Annotated in this window: 22 protein-coding genes and 1 tRNA gene; 14 read left to right on the top strand and 9 right to left on the bottom strand. The window is 70.0% G+C overall.

Going from position 1 to position 21,162, the window contains the following annotated elements; genetic code table 11:
- Positions 1-130: 130 nt before the first annotated feature.
- Positions 131-1,360 (top strand): ATP-binding protein, encoded by a 1,230-nt coding sequence (locus tag AB0D99_RS25355; RefSeq protein ID WP_362366534.1) that lies wholly within the window; start codon positions 131-133, stop codon positions 1,358-1,360.
- Entirely contained in the window at positions 1,357-2,037 is a 681-nt protein-coding gene (locus tag AB0D99_RS25350) for a response regulator transcription factor (RefSeq protein ID WP_017242433.1), read from the top strand. The genes AB0D99_RS25355 and AB0D99_RS25350 overlap by 4 nt, the downstream gene beginning before the upstream one ends.
- Before the next feature lie 182 nt (positions 2,038-2,219).
- Here AB0D99_RS25350 and AB0D99_RS25345 read toward each other — a convergent pair whose 3' ends face one another.
- Complete coding sequence (locus tag AB0D99_RS25345) at positions 2,220-2,879, bottom strand: DUF461 domain-containing protein (protein WP_362366529.1); 660 nt, start codon at positions 2,877-2,879, stop codon at positions 2,220-2,222.
- Between the two features lie 661 nt (positions 2,880-3,540).
- On the opposite strand from AB0D99_RS25345, the gene AB0D99_RS25340 reads away from it, so the two are divergent.
- From AB0D99_RS25340 to AB0D99_RS25310, 7 genes are all read left to right on the top strand, one after another.
- Positions 3,541-4,023 (top strand): CarD family transcriptional regulator, encoded by a 483-nt coding sequence (locus AB0D99_RS25340; protein ID WP_003953493.1) that lies wholly within the window; start codon positions 3,541-3,543, stop codon positions 4,021-4,023.
- Positions 4,024-4,390: 367 nt separating this feature from the next.
- The gene (ispD, locus tag AB0D99_RS25335; RefSeq protein WP_362366526.1) at positions 4,391-5,140 is read left to right on the top strand and encodes a 2-C-methyl-D-erythritol 4-phosphate cytidylyltransferase; all 750 of its coding nucleotides are present in this window, start codon (positions 4,391-4,393) and stop codon (positions 5,138-5,140) included.
- Positions 5,130-5,627: a 2-C-methyl-D-erythritol 2,4-cyclodiphosphate synthase gene (gene ispF / locus AB0D99_RS25330; protein WP_362366523.1), complete on the top strand. Its 498-nt coding sequence runs from the start codon at positions 5,130-5,132 to the stop codon at positions 5,625-5,627. The genes ispD and ispF overlap by 11 nt, the downstream gene beginning before the upstream one ends.
- A 372-nt stretch (positions 5,628-5,999) precedes the next feature.
- On the top strand, positions 6,000-7,400 hold the full coding sequence (cysS, locus tag AB0D99_RS25325) for a cysteine--tRNA ligase (RefSeq protein ID WP_362366520.1): 1,401 nt from the start codon (positions 6,000-6,002) through the stop codon (positions 7,398-7,400).
- 88 nt (positions 7,401-7,488) lie between these two features.
- Complete coding sequence (rlmB, locus tag AB0D99_RS25320; RefSeq protein ID WP_362366517.1) at positions 7,489-8,448, top strand: 23S rRNA (guanosine(2251)-2'-O)-methyltransferase RlmB; 960 nt, start codon at positions 7,489-7,491, stop codon at positions 8,446-8,448.
- A 125-nt stretch (positions 8,449-8,573) separates the two neighbouring features.
- Positions 8,574-9,668 carry a dTDP-glucose 4,6-dehydratase gene (locus tag AB0D99_RS25315; protein WP_362366514.1) on the top strand — a complete coding sequence of 365 codons (1,095 nt, stop codon included), beginning with the start codon at positions 8,574-8,576 and terminating at the stop codon, positions 9,666-9,668.
- A gap of 187 nt (positions 9,669-9,855) precedes the next feature.
- Positions 9,856-11,421, top strand: coding sequence for a DoxX family protein (locus tag AB0D99_RS25310; protein ID WP_362366511.1), 1,566 nt, complete (start codon positions 9,856-9,858; stop codon positions 11,419-11,421).
- Positions 11,422-11,558: 137 nt separating this feature from the next.
- Here the strand turns inward: AB0D99_RS25310 and AB0D99_RS25305 are convergent, their stop codons facing one another.
- From AB0D99_RS25305 to ugpC, 3 genes are all read right to left on the bottom strand, one after another.
- On the bottom strand, positions 11,559-12,275 hold the full coding sequence (locus tag AB0D99_RS25305; RefSeq protein WP_362366508.1) for a nucleotidyltransferase family protein: 717 nt from the start codon (positions 12,273-12,275) through the stop codon (positions 11,559-11,561).
- A 61-nt stretch (positions 12,276-12,336) separates the two neighbouring features.
- Positions 12,337-12,750, bottom strand: coding sequence for a hypothetical protein (locus AB0D99_RS25300; protein ID WP_362366505.1), 414 nt, complete (start codon positions 12,748-12,750; stop codon positions 12,337-12,339).
- Between the two features lie 205 nt (positions 12,751-12,955).
- A complete protein-coding gene (gene ugpC, locus AB0D99_RS25295; RefSeq protein WP_362366502.1) occupies positions 12,956-14,053 on the bottom strand; it encodes a sn-glycerol-3-phosphate ABC transporter ATP-binding protein UgpC in 1,098 nt (365 codons plus the stop codon).
- Between the two features lie 182 nt (positions 14,054-14,235).
- Here ugpC and AB0D99_RS25290 point away from each other — a divergent pair.
- Both AB0D99_RS25290 and AB0D99_RS25285 read left to right on the top strand, forming a co-directional pair.
- Positions 14,236-14,312, top strand: a tRNA-Thr gene (locus tag AB0D99_RS25290).
- A gap of 152 nt (positions 14,313-14,464) precedes the next feature.
- Entirely contained in the window at positions 14,465-14,932 is a 468-nt protein-coding gene (locus AB0D99_RS25285) for a hypothetical protein (RefSeq protein WP_362366499.1), read from the top strand.
- Between the two features lie 332 nt (positions 14,933-15,264).
- Here the strand turns inward: AB0D99_RS25285 and AB0D99_RS25280 are convergent, their stop codons facing one another.
- The gene (locus AB0D99_RS25280) at positions 15,265-15,654 is read right to left on the bottom strand and encodes a VOC family protein (RefSeq protein ID WP_362366496.1); all 390 of its coding nucleotides are present in this window, start codon (positions 15,652-15,654) and stop codon (positions 15,265-15,267) included.
- Between the two features lie 89 nt (positions 15,655-15,743).
- A complete protein-coding gene (locus AB0D99_RS25275) occupies positions 15,744-17,480 on the bottom strand; it encodes an HNH endonuclease (protein WP_362366493.1) in 1,737 nt (578 codons plus the stop codon).
- A gap of 445 nt (positions 17,481-17,925) precedes the next feature.
- Between AB0D99_RS25275 and AB0D99_RS25270 the strand changes: the two genes are divergently transcribed.
- On the top strand, positions 17,926-18,174 hold the full coding sequence (locus AB0D99_RS25270) for a hypothetical protein (protein WP_362366490.1): 249 nt from the start codon (positions 17,926-17,928) through the stop codon (positions 18,172-18,174).
- A complete protein-coding gene (locus AB0D99_RS25265; protein ID WP_362366487.1) occupies positions 18,171-18,428 on the top strand; it encodes a hypothetical protein in 258 nt (85 codons plus the stop codon). The genes AB0D99_RS25270 and AB0D99_RS25265 overlap by 4 nt, the downstream gene beginning before the upstream one ends.
- 94 nt (positions 18,429-18,522) lie before the next feature.
- Here AB0D99_RS25265 and AB0D99_RS25260 read toward each other — a convergent pair whose 3' ends face one another.
- The gene (locus tag AB0D99_RS25260; RefSeq protein ID WP_362366484.1) at positions 18,523-18,792 is read right to left on the bottom strand and encodes a hypothetical protein; all 270 of its coding nucleotides are present in this window, start codon (positions 18,790-18,792) and stop codon (positions 18,523-18,525) included.
- Between the two features lie 63 nt (positions 18,793-18,855).
- Between AB0D99_RS25260 and AB0D99_RS25255 the strand changes: the two genes are divergently transcribed.
- Positions 18,856-19,161, top strand: coding sequence for a hypothetical protein (locus AB0D99_RS25255; RefSeq protein WP_362366481.1), 306 nt, complete (start codon positions 18,856-18,858; stop codon positions 19,159-19,161).
- A 122-nt stretch (positions 19,162-19,283) separates the two neighbouring features.
- Here AB0D99_RS25255 and AB0D99_RS25250 read toward each other — a convergent pair whose 3' ends face one another.
- On the bottom strand, positions 19,284-19,577 hold the full coding sequence (locus AB0D99_RS25250) for a hypothetical protein (protein WP_362366478.1): 294 nt from the start codon (positions 19,575-19,577) through the stop codon (positions 19,284-19,286).
- 131 nt (positions 19,578-19,708) lie between these two features.
- On the bottom strand, positions 19,709-21,109 hold the full coding sequence (locus AB0D99_RS25245) for an FAD-binding oxidoreductase (RefSeq protein ID WP_362366475.1): 1,401 nt from the start codon (positions 21,107-21,109) through the stop codon (positions 19,709-19,711).
- Positions 21,110-21,162: the final 53 nt, after the last annotated feature.

Below are 21,162 nucleotides of genomic sequence, written 5' to 3'. Positions count from 1 at the left end.
ACGCAGGCACCTGTGCTCAACGGTTCAAATGAACCGGCACCGTCCCCTCGGTGAACTCTGGGCGACGACTGTTCGAGCAGCCACTCGGACGGCTGGGAGAGTGTCCGGGACCCCGCATAACCTGGATGGCATGGACGTGAACGCGGCGGTCGCCGCATTGGCAGCGATCGCCGGGGTGTGCACCGGCGTGATCGCCATGCTGGCGTTCCGCTGGAGCGAGCGCGACCAGGCGCGACCCACCCGGACCTCCCTGCACACCGACGCCGTGCTCCCGCCCGGTGTCGACACCGTGCTGTCGGTGCTGCGCTCCTCCGCGGTCGTTCTCGACGAGAGCGACTCCGTGGTCAAGGCCAGCTCGGCGGCGTACGCCCTCGGCCTGGTCCGCGGCGGAAAGCTGGCCGTCGAGCCCATGCTCAACATGGCTCGCGACACCCGCCGCGACGGGGAGATACGGCAGGTCGAGCTCGACCTGCCGCGGCGCGGTACCGGACGCGGCGAGGCCCTCGCCGTCTCCGCCCGCGTGGCACCGCTCGGCTCCCGCCTGGTGCTGCTCCTGGTCGAGGACCTGACGGAGGCCCGGCGTATCGAAGCGGTACGGCGCGACTTCGTCGCCAACGTGAGTCATGAGCTCAAGACTCCGACCGGCGCGCTCTCCCTGCTCTCCGAGGCCGTCATGGACGCCTCGGACGACCCCGAGGCGGTCACCCGCTTCGCCGGCCGCATGCAGATCGAGGCGACCCGGCTCACCAATCTCGTACAGGAACTCATCGACCTCTCCCGGGTGCAGAACGACGACCCGCTGGAGGACTCCGAGCCCGTACGGGTGGACGAACTGGTCGCCGAGGCCATCGACCGCTCCCGGCACACCGCATCCACCAAGCAGATCACCATGGTCTCCGGAGGCACTGCCGACCTGTACGTCTGGGGCAGCCGCGGCCAGCTCGCCGCGGCGCTCGGCAACCTCGTCGAGAACGCCGTCAACTACTCACCGGCCCGTACGCGCGTGGGCATCGCCGCCCGCCGCGTGGCCGCCCCCGGCGGAGACCTGATCGAGATAGCCGTGACCGACCAGGGCATCGGCATCTCCGAGAGGGACCGGGAGCGGGTCTTCGAACGCTTCTACCGCGTCGACCCCGCCCGCTCCCGAGCCACCGGCGGCACGGGCCTCGGCCTGGCCATCGTCAAGCACGTGGCCGCCTCGCACGGCGGGGAGGTCACGGTCTGGAGCACCGAAGGCCAGGGCTCCACCTTCACTCTGCGGCTGCCCGAGGCGGCCGCGGAACGGGACCGCCGCCGCTCCGCCTCCCCCACCCCCGATCTCATGACCGAACCGCTCCCTGCCCCGGAGGTCCTTCCGTGACCCGAGTGCTCGTCGTCGAGGATGAGGAATCCTTCAGCGACGCCCTGTCGTACATGCTCCGCAAGGAAGGCTTCGAGGTCGCGGTCGCCGCGACCGGGCCCGACGGTCTCGACGAGTTCGAGCGCAACGGAGCGGATCTCGTCCTCCTCGACCTGATGCTGCCGGGGCTGCCCGGTACCGAGGTGTGCCGCCAGCTGCGCGGTCGCTCGAACGTCCCGGTCATCATGGTGACCGCCAAGGACAGTGAGATCGACAAGGTCGTCGGCCTGGAAATAGGAGCCGACGACTACGTGACGAAGCCCTTCTCCTCGCGGGAGCTGGTCGCCCGCATCCGCGCGGTCCTGCGCCGCCGCGGTGAGCCGGAGGAGGTCACGCCCGCGGCTCTGGAGGCCGGGCCGGTCCGCATGGACGTGGACCGCCACGTCGTGACGGTCTCGGGCGGCAAGGTCGACCTCCCGCTGAAGGAGTTCGACCTCCTGGAGATGCTGCTGCGCAACGCGGGCCGTGTCCTGACCCGTATGCAGCTGATCGACCGGGTCTGGGGCGCGGACTACGTCGGCGACACCAAGACCCTGGACGTCCACGTCAAGCGGCTGCGGGCGAAGATCGAGCCGGACCCGGGCGCCCCGCGCTACCTGGTGACGGTCCGGGGCCTGGGCTACAAGTTCGAGCCGTAGGCCGCCGACGTGCGCGCCGCCGTGCCCCAGCAGGCGGCGTCGCGGCGCGGTCGAGCCGTGGCGCGGTCGAACCGCGGAGTCGTCGAACCGCGGCGTCGTCGAACCGCACGCGTACGAGAAGGGGCGCCCCGCCGGAGTGATCCGGTGGGGCGCCCCTTTCGTGCGCTGTGTCGCGCCGCGCGTCAGTGACCCGCGGACGAGTGGCTGGCGTCGCCCGACGGGGTGGCCGTGCCCGACGGGCCGGCCGTGGAGCCGTCCTCGGCGCCGTGGCCGGCTCCCTCGGACGCGGACGGGGTCGCCGTCGGCGAGGTGGCCGGCGGCTTCGGGATCTCGGTCGGGCCGAAGTCCTTGAAGTAGCTGGTCGCCGGGACGACGAACGCCTCCAGGCCCACGTCGCCGGTCTTGCTGAGCTTGAAGACGACCTCCTGCGCGTCGCCGTTCTTCGCGGCGAGCCGGCCGTCCTCGATCGTCGCGGTGACGTTGCCCTTGCCGCCGATGACGACCGAGCCGCCCGCGGGGACGGTGATCGGGCCGGAGCCCTCGGCGGGCTTCAGGACCACCGTGGCGCGCGTGCCCGGCAGGGTGATCGCGTCGAGGGTCTGCTGGGTGGTGCCGTTGTTGAAGACCGTGGCCGAGACGACGGCGGGGCCCTGAACGGTCGCGTCGGGCTGGGTGATGACGAGCGCGTTCTGGATCTTGACGTCGTCCACGGTGACGGCGGCGTTGTCCGGCTTGACTCCGAGCGTCTGTGCGTTGTTGCCGGCGCCACAGGCGGACAGGGCGGCGATCGAGATCACGATGGCGGTGGCGGCGAGGGCGCCGCGTCGAAGGCTGCGGCTCACGGCGGCGGCAACTCCTAGGACGTACGGACGGGCTAAGGGCGGCCGGCTGGGGTCGAGCTCAGGACCAACCGGCTAAGGGCGAGCTAAAGGTGCGTCAGCGCGCTTAGGTTACCGAGCCGCACTCTCCGTCCCGCACCCGACCCGCCCCTTCGCGCCCCCAGGCCCTCCGCCTTCGCGCCCCCAGGCCCTCCGGGTGCGCTCCGTGTGCCCTCCACCGGCCCTCGGTGATGGCCGGAACACGCCCCATTGGCGCGCCGTTCACATAACCGCCTTGATCAATTCGGCGGGCGCCCGCGCATTCCTCCGCCCGCTCCGCGGAAAAAACCCGTTGCGGCGCCCGGGTGATCAATTCGGGATTCGATGCCGGAAGCATCCGTACGAGTGACCGATCCTCGAACGGAGTACGCGGAGAGGGGCGACGCGAACCAGGCAAAACGGGACATCGCGCCTCCTTCGGAGCCCTCCGAGTGGGTGTAACGTGCGTGTTTCTCTGCGTCCGCGCAGCCGCTCCGACCTGCGAATACCGCCTTCCGCAAGCCCTCCGCAGCACGTTCGCGTCGCTGTTGTCAAGCCCCGAGATATGCCCTGACCTGCGAAAACGCCATTCAGAAGAAGCCGTATCCGTGTTACCCTGGATAGCCACGGAAGGGGTACCTGTCACATGACGTTCAAGGTTGGCGACACCGTGGTCTATCCCCATCACGGGGCCGCGCTGATCGAGGCCATCGAAACTCGCCAGATCAAAGGCGTGGACAAGACCTACTTGGTGCTCAAGGTCGCCCAGGGCGACCTGACGGTTCGTGTGCCGGCGGACAATGCGGAGTTCGTCGGTGTTCGCGATGTGGTCGGTCAGGACGGGCTGGACCGGGTCTTCGAGGTGCTGCGTGCGCCGTACGCCGAAGAGCCGACCAACTGGTCGCGCCGCTACAAGGCAAATCTCGAGAAGCTCGCCTCCGGCGATGTCATCAAGGTCGCCGAAGTAGTCCGCGACCTCTGGCGCCGGGAGCGCGAGCGCGGGCTTTCCGCAGGTGAGAAGCGCATGCTCGCCAAGGCTCGGCAGATCCTGGTCAGCGAGCTGGCCCTCGCGGAGAACACGAACGAGGACAAGGCCGAGGCTCTCCTCGACGAGGTCCTCGCGTCCTGAATGAAGCGATGCCGCGGTGCCCGTTGACGTGCTGGAAGACTCACAGCACTGTCGCCGGGCGCTGCGGCATGTTCGCGTCCTTGCGAACCACCGCGCCCGTCGCCGCGTCACATGCATGGCGTCACATGAATGACCGTCGTCCCGACGTCCGTCGCCTCGCGATCCGGCCGTCGACGGCGCTGCTACAACCGCCCCCCTCGCGTCCTCCTGTGCCACATCCCCTGTGCCGCGCGGTACGCCCCGACCGTCGTCACGGAAAGGGCCCGGTCAAGGCGTCGCGTCCAGCACTCCCCCAGACTTCGTCCGGGGGGACCCCCAAGGCCATACCCATGTCGGCCGAGGAAACAAACCTGCCGGAGTGCAACCGATGACAGACGAAACGCGTCCCGCGCGCACCGCCGCTGTGATCCCCGCGGCGGGCCGGGGCGTACGACTCGGCCCGGGCGCCCCCAAGGCGCTCCGCGCGCTGAGCGGCACCCCCATGCTCATCCACGCCGTCCGGGCGATGGCCGCCTCGCGCGCCGTCTCCCTCGTCGTCGTGGTCGCCCCCTCGGACGGCGCGGCCGAGGTCAAGAACCTCCTCGACGCGCATGCCCTGCCCGAGCGGACCGACTACCTCGTCGTCCCCGGCGGTGACACCCGCCAGGAATCCGTACGCCTCGGCCTCGAAGCGCTGCCCGAGGGCGTCTCCACGGTCCTCGTGCACGACGCGGCCCGCCCGCTCGTCCCCGTCGACACCGTCGACGCGGTCATCGAGGCCGTACGGGACGGGGCCGTCGCGGTCGTCCCCGCGCTCCCCGTCGCCGACACGGTCAAGGAGGTCGAGCCCGCGGAGACGAAGGGCGACCCCGAGAGCGTCGTGGCCACCCCCGAGCGCGCCCGGCTGCGCGCCGTCCAGACCCCGCAGGGCTTCGACTACGAGACCCTCGTCAACGCGCACGCGACCGTCGCCCTCACCGGTGACGGCGCCACCGACGACGCCGGCATGGTCGAACGGCTCGGCGCGCCCGTCGTGGTCGTCCCCGGCCACGAGGAGGCGTTCAAGGTGACCCGTCCGCTCGATCTCGTACTGGCCGAGGCCGTACTCGCCCGCAGGAGGGCCAACGATGGCTTCTGACAGCCCCTTCCCGATCCCCAGGACCGGCATCGGCACCGACGTCCACGCCTTCGAGAAGGGCCGCGAGCTGTGGTGCGCGGGCCTCCTCTGGGAGGACGAGGAGTACGGGCTGGCAGGGCACTCCGACGGCGACGTCGCCGCCCACGCCGCCTGCGACGCGCTCTTCTCCGCCGCCGGCATCGGCGACCTCGGCGCTCACTTCGGCACCTCCCGACCCGAGTGGTCCGGCGCCGCCGGCGTCACCCTGCTCGCCGAGGCCGCCCGCATCGTCCGCGCCGAGGGGTACGAGATCGGCAACGTCGCCGTCCAGGTCATCGGCGTCCGCCCGAAGGTCGGCAAGCGGCGCGACGAGGCGCAGAAGGCGCTGAGCGAGGCGGTGGGCGCCCCCGTCTCCGTCTCCGGCACGACGACGGACGGCCTCGGCCTCACCGGCCGCGCGGAGGGCCTGGCGGCCCTCGCGACGGCGCTGGTCTACCGCCGCCCCTGACCCACCGGACGACCCGCGGCACGGCCCGCCGACGCCGGCGGGCCGGGCCGCGGGAGCCCGCCGACTCCGGCGGGCCGTGCGCCCGGCGCCCCACGCGTACCGCTCGTACCGCACGTACTGCTCGTACCGCACGTACTGCTCGTACCGCACGTACTGCTCGTACCGCACGTACTGCTCGTACCGCACGTACCGCCGGTCCGGGGCGCACCGGACCACGCCGCCCCAGCCCGACCGGGTGCCTGGGCGCCCGGGGCACGCGACGCGCCCGACCGCTCCGCCGGGTGACCCCGTCTGACGCGTCACCGGAAAAATCCCGCCCCACGACCCACGATCGGTCGCGGGGCACTACCACACGCCCACTACCCTGGAGTGGTGACTATTCGCCTGTACGACACCAGCGCCCGGCAGATCCGTGACTTCACCCCGCTCACACCGGGCTGTGTCTCGATCTACCTCTGTGGCGCCACCGTCCAGGCCGCCCCGCACATCGGACACATCCGTTCGGGGCTGAACTTCGACATCATGCGCCGCTGGTTCGAGTACCGCGGTTACGACGTCACGTTCGTCCGCAACGTCACCGACATCGACGACAAGATCATCGCCAAGGCCGCCGACCAGGGCCGCCCCTGGTGGTCCATCGGCTACGAGAACGAGCGCGCCTTCAACTCCGGTTACGACGTGCTCGGTTGCCTGCCGCCCACGTACGAGCCCCGCGCCACCGGCCATGTCACCGAGATGGTCGAGATGATGCGCGGCCTGATCGAGCGCGGCCACGCCTACGAGGCCGACGGCAGCGTCTACTTCGACGTGCGCTCCTTCCCTGGCTACCTCGCGCTCTCCAACCAGGACATCGACGACCTGCGCCAGCCCACCGAGGAAGGCATCACCGGCAAGCGCGACCCGCGCGACTTCGCCATGTGGAAGGCGACCAAGCCGGGCGAGCCCGACTGGGAGACGCCGTGGGGCCGCGGCCGCCCGGGCTGGCACCTGGAGTGCTCGGCGATGGCGCACAAGTACCTCGGCTCCGCCTTCGACATCCACGGCGGCGGCCTCGACCTGATCTTCCCGCACCACGAGAACGAGATCGCCCAGGCCAAGGCGTTCGGCGACGACTTCGCCTCCTACTGGGTGCACAACGCCTGGGTCACCATGAGCGGCGAGAAGATGTCGAAGTCGCTCGGCAACTCGGTGCTCGTCTCCGAGATGGTGAAGAACTGGCGTCCCATCGTGCTGCGCTACTACCTGGGCACCCCGCACTACCGCTCGATGATCGAGTACAGCGAGGAGTCCCTGCGCGAGGCCGAGTCCGCGTTCGCGCGGATCGAGGGCTTCGTCCAGCGCGTCACCGAGAAGGCGGGCAAGACCGTGCCGCCCGCCCCCGAGGTGCCGCCGGCCTTCGCCGAGGCGATGGACGACGACCTGGGCGTCCCGCAGGCGCTCGCGATCATCCACACCACGGTCCGCCAGGGCAACAGCGCCCTCGCGGCCGACGACAAGGACGAGGCCATCGCCCGCCTCGCCGAGGTCCGTGCCATGCTCGGCGTCCTCGGCCTGGACCCCCTCGACCCGCACTGGGCCGAGGAGACCGACCGGGGCGAGGAGCTCCACGGCGTCGTCGACACCCTCGTACGGCTCGTGCTCCAGCAGCGCGAGTCGGCGCGCGAGCGCAAGGACTGGGCGACCGCGGACGCGATCCGCGACCAGCTCGGCCAGTCCGGACTCGCCATCGAGGACAGCCCCGACGGCCCCCGCTGGACGCTGGGCAACCGCTGATGATGTGCCGCTCGGGGAGCCGGGCGGCACACTTCACTTACAGACCTATGTACGCAGCCGCGTACGCAACACCGAGGATTAGGTAGTCATGGCCGGGAACAGCCAGCGCAGGAACCGCCGTACGTCCAACAAGAAGGGCGCGACGGTCGGCAGCGGTGGCCAGCGGCGCAAGGGCCTGGAGGGCAAGGGCCCCACGCCGCCCGCCTCCGCCCGCAAGGGTCACAAGAAGAACCGCATCGCCAACGCCCAGGCCAAGCACGCCGCCGCCCGGCGGCCCGCACCGCGCCGCGGCGGCCCCAAGGGCACCTCGGAGATGGTCGTCGGCCGCAACCCGGTCTTCGAGGCGCTGCGCGACGGGGTTCCCGCCACCACGCTCTACGTCCAGCAGTTCATCGACAACGACGAGCGCGTCCGCGACGTCCTCAAGCTCGCCGGCGACCGGGGCAACATCAACCTGATGGAGGCCCCGCGCCAGGAGCTGGACCGGATGACGAACGGCCTGAACCATCAGGGCCTCGTCCTCCAGGTCCCGCCCTACGAGTACGCGCACCCGGAGGACCTCACCGCGGCCGCCTACGACGCCCACGAGGACCCGCTGATCGTCGCCCTCGACGGGGTCACCGACCCGCGCAACCTCGGCGCGATCGTCCGCTCCGTCTCCGCCTTCGGCGGCCACGGCGTCGTCGTCCCCGAGCGCCGCGCGGCCGGCATGACCGCGGGCGCCTGGAAGTCCTCGGCCGGCACCGCAGCCCGTACCCCGGTCTCCCGCGTCACCAACCTCACCCGGGCGCTGGAGGGCTTCCAGAAGGAGGGCCTCACGGTCGTCGGCCTCGCCGCCGACGGCGAGCACACGGTGGAGGACCTGGAGGCGCTCGACGGCCCGGTCGTCATCGTCATCGGCAGCGAGGGCAAGGGCCTCGGCCGCCTGGTCGGCGAGACCTGCGACTACCGCGTCCGCATCTCGATGCCGGGCGGCGCCGAGTCCCTGAACGCCGGCGTCGCCGCGGGCATCGTCCTCTACGAGGTCGCCCGCCGCCGCCAGGGCTGAGCCGCGCCCGACCAGGGCCCGCCCGAACGGCTCCGGTACCCGTCCCCGCCGGTTCGCCGCGACCTTCCGTCGCGGTGGACCGGCGGCGCGCGTACCGTGCACACCTACATTCCCGCGGGGGCAGCATGGGCACACGCATCCTGGTCACCGGCGGTGCCGGCTTCATCGGGTCGACGTACACCCGGATGCTGCTCGGCCCGGACGGCCCGGACGGCCCGGACGGCCCGGACGGCCCGGACGGTCGGGAAGGCCCGGTCGGTCGGGAAGGCCCGGTCGGTCGGGAAGGCCCGGACGGTCGGGAAGGCCCGGACGGCATCGAGGTGACCGTCCTCGACAGGCTGACCTACGCCGGGAACCGGCAGAACCTGGCCGGACTGGACGACGATCCCCGCCTGACGTTCGTCCGCGGCGACGTCTGTGACGTCGAGCTGGTGGAGTCACTGGCCGCCCGGCACGACCAGATCGTCCATCTCGCCGCCGAGTCCCACGTGGATCGCTCCAACGAGTCCGGCACCCCGTTCGTCACCACGAACACCCTCGGCACCCAGACCTTGCTGGAGGCGGCGGTCCGGCACGGCATCGAGACCTTCGTCCATGTCTCCACCGACGAGGTCTACGGTTCGATCAGCTCCGGATCCTGGACGGAAGACGCCCCTCTCGCGCCCACGACGCTGTACGCCGCCTCCAAGGCGTCCTCGGACCTCCTGGCCCTTGCCCACCACCGCACCCACGGTCTCGACGTCCGGATCACCCGCTGCTCCAACAACTACGGGCCGCGCCAGTTCCCGGAGAAGATCGTCCCCCTCTTCATCACCCGCCTCCTGAACGGTCACACCGTCCCGCTGTACGGGGACGGCAGCCAGGTCCGCGAATGGCTCCACGTCGACGACCACTGCCGGGGCATCGAACTCGTGCGTACCCGAGGGCGCGCCGGGCGTGTGTACAACCTCGGCAGCGGAGTCGAGCTGACCAACAGGGAGCTGACCGCCCTGCTCCTGGAGGCATGCGGCGCCCCGCCGGATCGGGTCCGGCACGTCGCGGACCGCAAGGGCCACGACGCCCGGTACTCGGTGGACTGGTCGCGGGCCCGCGACGAACTGGGCTACGTCCCCCTCGGCGACCTCCGGAAGGGGCTCGCAGAGACGGTTCGCTGGTACCGGGAGAGCGAGCACGCGAGCGGGCTCCCAGCTCCGGCCGTCGGCAACGTGCCCCCTTCGTAGGAGAGTTGCCCGGCCCGGTCACGGGAAGCCCCACGTGCGACGGAACCTGCCGCACGCATGTGCCACACCGGGGACCCGGTCGCCCGCCGGGAGCCCCGGTCGTGCGCTGCGGTGACGTTGATCTTGACGGGCCTCGGACATTTCCCGTCCGTCAAGGCAGTGTCCTAAACCCGCGTCACTCGGTTAGATGAGTGTGGACACCAGAACGCCCCGGCCGGGGTTCGACGATCAGCCCGCGCTGAGCATGGTCAAAGTGGATTCCGACCCCGCGCAGGTCATCGTGAACCACGCCAGCTTCCGTGTGCGGCTCGCGCCGGCCCAGCAGCCGAAGTTCGCCGCCGCCTCCCGCGGTCCGGCCCTCGCCGGAGCGCGTGCGGGCGCGGCCGCCGGGCGCCGGCGACCCGTCGTGTGGACCGGTAAGTCCGCGCCCGGCGACCCCGGCGCCACCGGACTCCTCCAGGCCGTACGGGAGTCCTCGGTCTCCACCCTGGAGCCCCCGGGACCCCTCGACGCCGGCATCACCCAGGCCATCCCGCGGATCGACGACACCATGCCCACCCCCGTCGTCCCCGCCGAGCCCGCCCCGCTCCTGCCGCCCATGCGGCGCGCCGAAGGCGCTTACGACGCTCCGTACGGCGGAAGCCCGCAGGACGGTCCGTACGACGCGTCCTACGGCGACGACCGGGACGGCGACGGCCGGGACTCCGACGAGCACCTCATCCGCCCGCACCGCCACGGCGCCGATCCCGTCCGCCACGCCTACTACCCCGGGCGCCGGATGAACCTCGGCGTGGTCCTCCTCCCGCTCCGCGTCTTCCTCGGTTTCATCTCCGTCTACGCCGGCATGGGCAAGCTCTGCGACCCGGTCTACTTCGACGGCGGCGAACGCGGCTCCATGGTCAAGTGGCTCAACTCGCTGAACCCCTGGGCCCTCGCCGAGCCCCTCCGCGACTTCGCCCTCCAGCACCCCGTCGGCGCCGGACTCACCGTCGCCTTCCTCCAGGTCGTCGTCGGTGTCCTCACCGTCTTCGGACTCTGGCAGCGGGTCGCGGCCGTCATCGGCGCCCTGCTCTCCGCCGCGCTGCTCCTCACCGTCAGCTGGAAGAGCGTCCCCGTCTACGACTCCGCCGACATCATCTTCCTCGCCGCCTGGTCCCCGCTGATCATCGCCGGCGCCCCCGTCTACTCCGTCGACGGACGCCTCGCCGGCGAAGCCTGGCGCACCCTCGGACCGCGCTCCGAACTCTGGGAGCTCCGCCGCCGCGTGCTGCGCCGCGGCGCGCTCGTCGCCTCCGTCGTCGTCGGCCTCACGCTCCTCCTCGGCTCCATGCTCGGCGGCGCCGTGCGGTCCACCGAGATGGTCACCGTGCCCGGCCCCAACGACGACCCGATGAACCACCTGCCCGGCCGGTCCCTCCCGCAGGAGACCGGCGAGCGCAGCCCCTCCCAGTCCGCCTCCACCCGTCCCAAGCCGTCCGCGACGGCCGGCGCGAGCGGAGAGCGCGAGAAGGAGGAGAAGGCCGAGCCGAGCGAGACCGTCCGGGAGACCGGCCGGATCTCGGAGAGCCGCCCCACCGCCACCCGCGGCACCGACAGCACCCCGAGCCAGTCCAGGCCGGCGGCCCCGCCGTCCACCAGCTCAGGCCCGACCGGCTCGGGCGGAACGAGCGGCGGCGGCACCGGCACCACCGACCCCACGAGCGGCGCCACCTCCGGCGGCAACCGCAACCCGATCGGCGGCCTCCTGGGCTGACGCCCCGGACGCCCCGGACGCCCCGTACGGCCCCGGACGCCCCGTAGGGCCCCGCACACGCCCCGTACGGCCCCGCACACGACAAGGGCGGCACCACTTCCGAGTGGTGCCGCCCTTCCCGTGCGTACGAACCGCTGTCACACCCCCTGAGCGGCCAGCTCCTTCGCCGCCTCGGTCAGGTCCTTCGCGGTGTCGATCGCCCGCCAGTACGCCCCCTGGGGCAGCGGGAAGCCCGCCAGGCGGCGCTCGCGGGCCAGCCGGGGGAACGTGGTGCGCTCGTGGTCACCGCGCTCGGGGAGCAGCTCGGTGAACTCGGCGGAGAAGACATACACGCCCGCGTTGATGAGGAACGGCGACGGCGGCGCTTCGATGAAGTCGGTGATGTGCCCGAAGGTGTCCGTCTCCACGGCGCCCCACGGGATGCGGGGGCGGGCGAGGGCGAGCGTGGCGGTGGCGTCCCGTTCCGCGTGGAACTCGGCCATCTCGCGCAGGGAGAAACGGGTCCAGATGTCGCCGTTCGTGGCGTACCAGGGCTGCCCGGGCTCAGGCAGATGCGCGGCGGCGTACTTGAGGCCGCCGCCGCGGCCGAGCGGCTCCGACTCGACGACGGTCGTCACGCGGAGCGGCAGGTCGGCGCTCTCGAGCCATTCCTGGAGCACCTCGGCGAGATGGCCGCAGGACACGACGGCGTCCGTCACGCCCTCGGCGGCGAGCCAGGACAGCTGATGGCCGATGATCGGGGTCCCGGTGCCCGGGATCTCGACCATCGGCTTGGGGCGGTCGTCGGTGTACGGGCGCAGGCGCGAGCCCTGGCCGCCCGCCAGGACCACGGCCTGCGTCGGAGAGGTGTTCATACCGGGAACGATATGCGCACCCCGTGAGGCAGCCGTTCAGCGTCGCGGGTGGGTTCGCGACTCAGCTCGCGTACATCACGCCGGTCGCGAACGAGGTGTCGCAGACCGGGCGGGAGTAGGACTGGGCGCGGGCCGGGCCATAGTGCCGCACGGCGGCCTTGCCGAGGGCGCGGGCGATGGACATGCAGTGCTTGGCGAGGGAGGGGCTGTTCTCCACCTCGCGCTGGAGGTGCGTCAACGCCGTGCCGGGGTCCTTCTCCTGAAGTTCTGCGAGCAGGCGGTCGCGCAGAATATCCTGCGGGGCACGGGACTTGGCGGGGACGGAGACGTCCTCCGAGGACGCGGTGAGCATCTGGGTCCCGGAGGCCTGGCCGGCCCACGGAACGGCGGACACCGCGAGCGTCCCGGAGAGCACCAGGACGACGGGCAGGACGAGAGCGAGAGAGCGGCCGATACGGCGGGCAGTGTGCGTCACGCAGGCGAGCGTAGCGGCCGGTAGTGATATGGCGACATTTAGTCACTCTCGCGAGGGATGGTTCGAGGCGTCTTTTCGAATCCCGTGTTGACGCCGGTGTCCGAATTGGCGTTTCTGCCGGGGTATTTGTCGACACGCCGGTCTGGTACGCGAACGGCCCCGTTCCCGCAAGCGGGGACGGGGCCGAACGGCGTCGGTGAGGGTGTCAGCCGGAGAGGCGCTCACCCGTCGAGGTGGAGAAGACGTGCAGCTCGTCGGGGCGCGGCACGACGTGCAGCGTGGAGCCCTTCTCCGGCACGGCGCGGCCGCCGACGCGGACGACCAGGTCCTTGTCCTCGCCGCCGACGCGGGCGGAGCCGTAGACGTAGCCGTCGGCGCCGAGCTCCTCGACGACGTTCACGGAGACGGCCAGGCCCTCCTTGCTCGTCGCGCCCGAGACGTCGAAGTGCTCGGGGCGGATGCCGACCGTGACGGTCGTGTCGCCCTTGGCGGAGGCGGCGGCGAGCGCGTCACGGGAGACCGGGACGACGCTGTTGCCGAACTTCACGCCGCCCTCGGTGATCGGCACCTCGACCAGGTTCATGGCCGGGGAGCCGATGAAGCCGGCGACGAAGAGGTTGGCGGGACGGTCGTACATGTTCCGCGGCGAGTCGACCTGCTGGAGCAGGCCGTCCTTCAGCACGGCGACCCGGTCGCCCATGGTGAGGGCCTCGACCTGGTCGTGGGTGACGTACACGGTGGTGATGCCGAGCCGGCGCTGCAGGCTGGCGATCTGCGTACGGGTCGAGACGCGGAGCTTGGCGTCGAGGTTGGACAGCGGCTCGTCCATGAGGAACACCTGCGGCTCACGCACGATCGCGCGCCCCATGGCGACACGCTGCCGCTGACCACCGGAGAGCGCCTTCGGCTTCCGGTCCAGGTACGGCGTGAGGTCGAGGATCTTCGCGGCCTCTTCGACCTTGGCGCGGATCTCGCTCTTGTTGACGCCGGCGATCTTGAGGGCGAAGCCCATGTTGTCGGCGACGGTCATGTGCGGGTACAGCGCGTAGTTCTGGAACACCATCGCGATGTCCCGGTCCTTCGGCGGCAGGTGCGTGACGTCACGGTCACCGATGCGGATGGAGCCGCCGTTGACGTCCTCGAGACCGGCGAGCATCCGCAGGGAGGTCGACTTGCCGCAGCCGGACGGGCCGACGAGGACGAGGAACTCGCCGTCCTCGATCTCGATCTCGAGCTGGTCGACGGCGGGCTTGTCGGAACCGGGGTAGAGCCGGGTCGCCTTGTCGAAGGTGACAGAAGCCATGGTGATGAATCCCTTCACCGGCAGGAACGTGCCGGACGATCCGAGTAAAGGAAGGATTGAGGTCTAGTCCACCGGAGCGGACTGCGGGTGACGCTACCTGGCGATTCCGGATCTGTCAGCACTCACGGGCTGGTGAGATTTCCGACCTGGGCGGGGCGGGGGTTGGTTACACTGCACTCGCTGCCTCCTTAGCTCAGCTGGCCAGAGCACCGCTCTTGTAAAGCGGGGGTCGTCGGTTCGAACCCGACAGGGGGCTCCAGGCAGGACACACGAAGACCCCCGACCGATCTTGGTCGGGGGTCTTCGACATCCACGGGTGACATGAGCGGGGGCGGTCGGCCGGGGACGACCGCGAGCGCGCGGTGCGAAACGTGGATGCCAGCCCCCGGGCCTCGCGGGCAGGATCGTGCCATGTCGACCGATGTCAGCGGAATGATCGAGTGCAGACCGGGGGCGCGGCTGTGGGGCCCGGACGACGAGGACACCGTCTGGGAAGCGGGCATTGACCTCTTCCTGCTCAACAGGGGCAACGCCTACGACGGCCTGGCCTGTCTCTTCGGAATCCGCAACTCCTTCGGCTTCCGCCCGCTTGCTGAAGGCCGTGGCCTTCCGGATGACGCCTCGGACGGGCTGAAGGGCGAGTTCGCCGGCTACGGCGGCCCTCAGGACGTGTACGGGACGACATGGGTGACCTGGGCCGAGCTGTCGGCCGCCGACTGGCAGGAGACGGACGCCTCCGGCACACGACCCGCGCGCCAGCCGCAGGGGCCGACACGGACTGGGGCCGAGTCTGGAGTGTCATGCGCATCCTCAGCGAGGTTCACGGTGCGGAGAACGTGCGTCTCGTCGTCTGGTTCCACTGACTCCACCCCATGCTGACCATGGAATGGTCGGCGACGAGGACTACCAGGGAAGGCGCAGGTCAGCGAGGTGCCACCTACTGGTTCGCTCCTAGGGATGGCGGCCGGCAAGGTGTGGCACCTCTTCCCCGAATGACTCCACGACGAGGCCCCGACCGGCCTTCGCCCGTACGTTGCCAGTGCGGCGGCTCGTTGAAGGCGGGCCGCCTGGCTTCTAAGACGTCGTTCCTTCGGTGCTGAGGGTTCGCGCCGGAGCGGGGCAGGTATGCAGGGCTCCAGCTGGGATCACATGGGCATAGGCAGCGGTTGAGGGCCGCACTCCGCGCTGGAGTGCGGCCCTCAGGGGCATTGTTACGAGGTCCAGCCGCCATACGGCACGGTGATGAGTTCCATGATGTGGCCCGCCGGGTCCATGAAGTACACGCCGCGGCCGCCGTCGTTGTGGTTGGTTGCGCCGGGCTGCTTCCGGTGGGGGTCTGCGTAGTGCTCGATGCCGCGCTGCCTGATCTGCGCGTACGCCGCGTCGAACTGCTCCTCGGAGATCAGGAAGGCGTAGTGCTGCGGGGTGATGCCGTCCGCGGGGATGGTGGTGAAGTCCAACGTGACGCCATTGCTCAGGTCAACCGCGATGAACGGACCCCACTCGGCGGTGATCTCGAGGTTGAGCAGGTTCGCGAAGAATTCTGCGGACTCCCGGTTGTCCCGGGCGTGGACGATCGTGTGATTCAACTCGACTGACAAGGAATGCCTCCGAAGGCATGTCCCGACACCTCCATGCCTCACCCAGTCGGTGACCGACACGCGATGTCGTCATGGATCGTAGTCGACCTCTAAGAAGGTCGAGGGACAAGCTCAGGGACCGCACCATGGGCAGCATGGCCAGTCTCGTCTCTGCCGCAGAGCGCTCGATGGTAGCGAAGGTGCGCTTCGCTGAGCCGGTGGGTGGGGTGCTCGCGGAGCCGGCCGATGGGGCTGCCGTCCGCGGTCGAGCGGACAGTGCCCTCGGTGTCGATGTAGATCGCCAGTGTGTCGAACTGGACGTGGTGGTTCGGGCACAGGACAAGCAGGTTGGACTGTTCGTCGGGGCCGTTGTGAGGGCGACCAAGGCCACGGATGTGGGCGGCCTCGCTGTACGTACCGAAGCGGGTCGACAGCTGTAGGTTGCAGATCTGGCAGCGGTCTCCGTGCAACTTCTTCACCTTGGCCGTCAGAGAGGCGTCGCGGATGATCCGGGAGGACGCAACCGTGCGCCGTGCAGCGGGTCCTGATCCCCTCACGTGATCCTCTGCGGAGTCCTCGACGCCGCCGGCGCTTTCGTAGCCGGCCAATCCCAGCCGCTCCATCAAGGCATGTTGATCGATGTCGGCCAGGTAGGTCTCCCGCAGGACAGCCACCGCCTGGGAGCGTACGAAGGGATCCCCCAGCAGCCGCGAGGCCTGTTCGGTTACTCCGCCTTCGGGATTGAGCCTGTCGAACGCTGCAGCGTGGGCCACGGCAGCCTGCTCGGGTGGGAGGCCATGAACCCCCCACAGTCGGCTGGTCTGCAGGTGCCAGAACGGGTACTCCGGGGTGACGGATGAGTCAGGAAGGCCGAACTCGGCCAACAGACTGCCCACTTCATCACGGAACTCTCGCCAAGGTGCCAGGTGTGGCTTGCCCGTTGCCACTCTGGAGATGCCCCACAGCAGGGCCAGCGGCTTGTGCCTGCTCTGCTTACCGTTCCTCTTGTGGACCTTGAGGCTTCTCAACCTGTCCATGAGCACGCTCACCGTGAGCTCAGCAGACGACCAGGTCGGTGTAGGAGCCTCTGATCCAGAGCCGCCCGGTCCGCGTGGAGTGGGGAGCTGCGTCGCGGGCTTGTGGCCGCTCTCGGTCGGACGCCGGCTCGACCCCGCGTCTCCGGCAGGTTGGAGAACCTGGCGTCGGACCTGGGGCAACGCCGTATGCCCTTGCTCCACCCACTGACGCCAGGAACGGGGAGCGAGCTCGAGCGTGTCGGCAGCCGAGAGGTCGGGGTTGCCTCGGGCCTCGATCCAGGCCCAGTCGACCCGATCGTCATGCGCGCTGAGATCCAAAACAGAAAGTTCGTAGCGGTAGTTGGGGAACGTCCCGCCCTCCGCCTGCTGCTCGATCTGCTCCGCGTGGTCGATGACCGCCACACCGCAGAACTCGACGTACCCCTTGGGTGTTCTGTTGCGTGTGACCGTGGCAAACACCAACAGCGGTACGGCCGACGAGCGCTGTTCTGCAGTGATTGCCTGATGTTCCGCCAGTGCCTCCAGCAGTACCGCATTGCCCTGGGTGGATCCCACCTGCACCGTGTGGTCGACCCGGTGGTCTCCGAAGTAGCGTATGCGGCCGTTGTCCAGGTCGAACACGTCGTGCCAGGGAGTTTCCGCCGTTCCGGCCTTCCACGGACTGGAACGGATCAGGATGCACGGACGGCGAAGCCCGTCAGGCGTCGTGACCTTGGCAGTCGGGTTGATGCCCTTGCTGAGTTGAATCTGAGCGAGAGTCTCAGAGGCTGTCACGTGATGGATGTTCGGGTATCCATCGATGAGTGCCACCGCGGGGTCTCTGTTTCGAGCGGACCGAAACACGTCGCCGACACGCAACAGGCTTCCCACCGAGATTCCCCCTGATGACGCTGCTTTGGTTCCCCCGATCCTGCCAGCTTCGTCAGGTTGTCGCCGTTACCTATTGCGGTCCATCCGTGGACAGAGACGGGCGGGCACCAGCCTTGTATCCGTCTGACCGCCGGAGACGCAGGGGAGATCGAAGCGAATACCGCGGGCCTCAGACGCCGGTTTCGCATCTACTCGTGTTGGCCGGCGACGGCGTCCCCGGTGGGGCTCACCTGCACCTCGAGGACAGCAACGGCCTGGAGGACGGCTCCGTCGGCTTGGTCCTGGAGCACAGCGACGAGGAGTAGTACCGCCCGAGCGCAGGCCCCTCGGAGGTAATCAGCTGCCGTGCGCTGCGGGATACGACGTGCCAAGTAGGGTGCCGCGCATGCCCCCTGCTCCTGATGACGTCGACAGCAGAGAAGGTCTGGCGTCCTACGTCCGCTCCCTGCACCAGAGCTGTGTCGAGGGCGGTGACTCGTGGGAGAACGCGGACCTTGCCGGGTTCCTGGAGGCGTTGGCAGCCTGGGTTGAAGACGCGGACGGCTGGCACCGCATCACCGGGCGCGAACTGCCGACGAACGGTGACTGGCGCTTCTTCGCCCAAGCACTTCAAGCGGCGACCATGTACGAGTGATCGTGGATCTCGTGCGCTCGCCACATGAACCAAGCAGGGCAGCCCCGGGCACGCTCGTTTCCCGTGTCACAGAGGCCCTGGGAGACGGCGAGTTCGAGATGGTCCGTGATGAGGCACGGGGCGCGCACCTCATCACCTTCTCCGCCGCTGAAGGGCTCTCCGTGACTTGGCTCGGCCGTGCGGCGAGCGGAGAGCTCAGCTCCGTCGTCGTCATGGGCCGCATGGGCCACATGGGCATGGAAGTAGTGGGCTGAGGGGCGCCCAGACCGGGTGCTGCCGGTTCTCATGAACGTCGAGCACGGCTCAGGGCAGGTGCGTCCCACAGTGCTGAGCGAACCCCGTCGTGACTCATGAGCGCCGTAGGACCGTTCGCAGCAGGCCGTCGCGGCGGGTCGGCCAGGTCAGGGCCAGGACCAGGGAGTTCGTCACCACGAAGTAGCCCGGATGAACCCAGCCCTCCTCCTTGGACAGGAGCCCTCGTCCCTCCGAGCGGTACAGGTGGCGCTTGAAGCGCTCGTACATGGGGCCGCCGGCGACGAGCAGCAAGGGTGCGGTGAGCACGGCACCGATCCAGATGCCGCCCCGGAGAGCCAGTCGAGAGCGTCCGTCGATGCGCACAGGTGAAGTATGGCCCCCACCGAACCCGCCGAAGCGCCGTCGCTCCGCTGCGAGGATCGGCCCATGAGTGAAGGTGACTGGGCTGACGGGCCGAGCGTTGAGGGGGTTCGGCGGGCGTGGGGGGCGACGGTGGCCGCGTTGCCCGTGGGGGCTCGGGTCGAGGGGCGGGTCGTCGGTTGCAGGCCCTTCGGGGTCTTTCTGCGTATCGACGGTGTGCCCGACGCCGTCGGCCTCGCGGACATCGGTTCCATGCCGGCCGGCGCGTGCCTTCCGGCGCTGGGAGACCGCGTGAGTGGTCAGGTCGTCTGGCACACCGATCACAACCACCAGGTGAGGATCCGGCTCAATGAGTGGATCGATCGTGAGTGAGTCGGATGTGTGGGGGGAATGGGGCGGGACGCCGACGGTCGGGCGTCCGGCCGTCGGGTGTCGGTCTGTTCCGTGTCGGTCGGTCGTGTCGCCCCTCGGGTGGTCGTCTGTGTGACGAGTACCTATCGGACGACGACGTTGTGCGCCGGGATGATCGTGGGCCGCAGGTCGGCGTGGCCGAGGTCGGCCAGGATCGGGCCGAAGAGCTTCGCGTGGTGTTCGAGGGCCTCCACGCTCTCCCAGACCTCGGTCACGCGGAACCCGCCGTCGACCGGTCCCGCCGCATGCGAGAGGAGGCCCGTGTTCGGCAGGTCCGCGAACCGGGTGAAGCCCTGTCCGTCGGTCACGCGCGCGATGACCGTGTCGTAGAGGTCCTGCCCCGCGCCGGGGAGGTCGAAGGTGACGATGACGGCCATGCGATTGCCCCTGTCTCGGTTGGCCGCGTGGCCGCGGCGACGCCCGAGATCCTAGCCGTGGGTGATCGAGGGATTCCGCAGAGTGAGGAAAGGTCCCTCGATCGAGCACACGGAGGCCCGGCTCGACCGCCTCAGCGGCCGCTGAGGCGGTCGGCCAGGTTGGCGATGGGGGACGTGGACGCCGTGTGGGCGGTGGACTCCTGGTGGTCCGCCGCGCGGTAGGCCGCGTACATGGTCTGGACGCCGAGCCAACGCAGGGGCTCCGGCTCCCATTTGCGGACCTTGTGGTTGACCCACGGCAGGGTGGTCAGGTCCGTGGGGCCGGACTGGCCGGAGTCCTGCTGGATGAGGTCGCGGAGGGTGCGGGCGGCGAGGTTGGTCGTGGTGACCCCCGAGCCGACGTAGCCGCCCGCCCAGCCCAGGCCGGTGGAGCGGTCCAGGGTCACCGTGGCGCACCAGTCGCGGGGGACGCCGAGGACGCCGGACCAGGCGTGCGCGATGCCGAGGCCGGCGAGGGAGGGGAAGAAGCGGATGAGGATCTCGCGGAGGGCCTCGATGGTCTGGGGCTGGGTGCGGCCGTCGTTGTCGGTCTTCGAGCCGTAGCGGTACGGGACCCCGCGGCCGCCGAGGGCGATGCGGCCGTCGGCGGTGCGCTGGGCGTACATGTAGGCGTGCGCCATGTCGCCGAGGGTTTCGAGGCCGTTCCAGCCGATCGCCTCCCATTGGGCGTCGGTCAGGGGCTCGGTGGCGATCATGGAGGAGTTCATGGGGAGCCAGGTGCGGCGCTGGCCGGTGAGGGACGCGGTGAAGCCTTCGGTGCAACGCAGCACGTAGGGGGCGCGGACGGTGCCGTACGGGGTGATCGCGTGCTTCGGCTTGATCTCGGTGACGGGGGTCGACTCGTGGATCGTGACGCCCAGCGCCTCGACGGCCGCGGCGAGGCCCTTGACCAGCTTCACGGGATGGAGGCGGGCTCCGTGGGGGGTCCAGCTGGAGCCGACGGCGCCGGTGACGCGGATGCGGTCGGCGGTCTCGCGGGCGCCGTAGAGTTCGCGGTCCGTCTCGCCGAAGGCGACTTCGACGGTGTGGAAGTCCTTGAGGCGGGCGAGCTGGGCCGGGGAGTGGGCGACTTCGAGGACGCCGCCGCGGTGGATGTCGGCGTCGATCTTCTCCGTCTCGCAGACCGTGATGACCTCGTCGACGGAGGCGTTCATCGCCTGCTGGAGGCGGACGGCCGCGTCGTGGCCGTGCATCTTGGCGTAGCGGTCGCGGCCGGCGATGCCGTTGTAGAGCCAGCCGCCGTTGCGTCCGGAGGCGCCGTATCCGCAGAACTTGGCTTCGAGGAGGGTGATGTTGAGGAACGGGACGGCCTTCTTGAGGTAGTAGGCGGTCCAGAGTCCGGTGTAGCCGCCGCCGACGATGCAGACGTCGGCCGTGGTGTCGCCGGGCAGCGGCTCGCGGGGCGCGGGGGTGCCTTCCTGCGCGTACCAGAACGAGATGCCGCCGTTGACGGTGCTGCTCCTGCTGACCATGGGCGGGAGGGTACTGGATGGCCGGGGGCCTTGCGCCCTCGGATCCGGGTCTT

The sequence above is a fragment of the Streptomyces sp. NPDC047971 genome, from assembly GCF_040653355.1.
Classification (GTDB): Bacteria; Actinomycetota; Actinomycetes; order Streptomycetales; family Streptomycetaceae; genus Streptomyces.
This window is presented reverse-complemented; position numbering and strand designations above follow the sequence as displayed.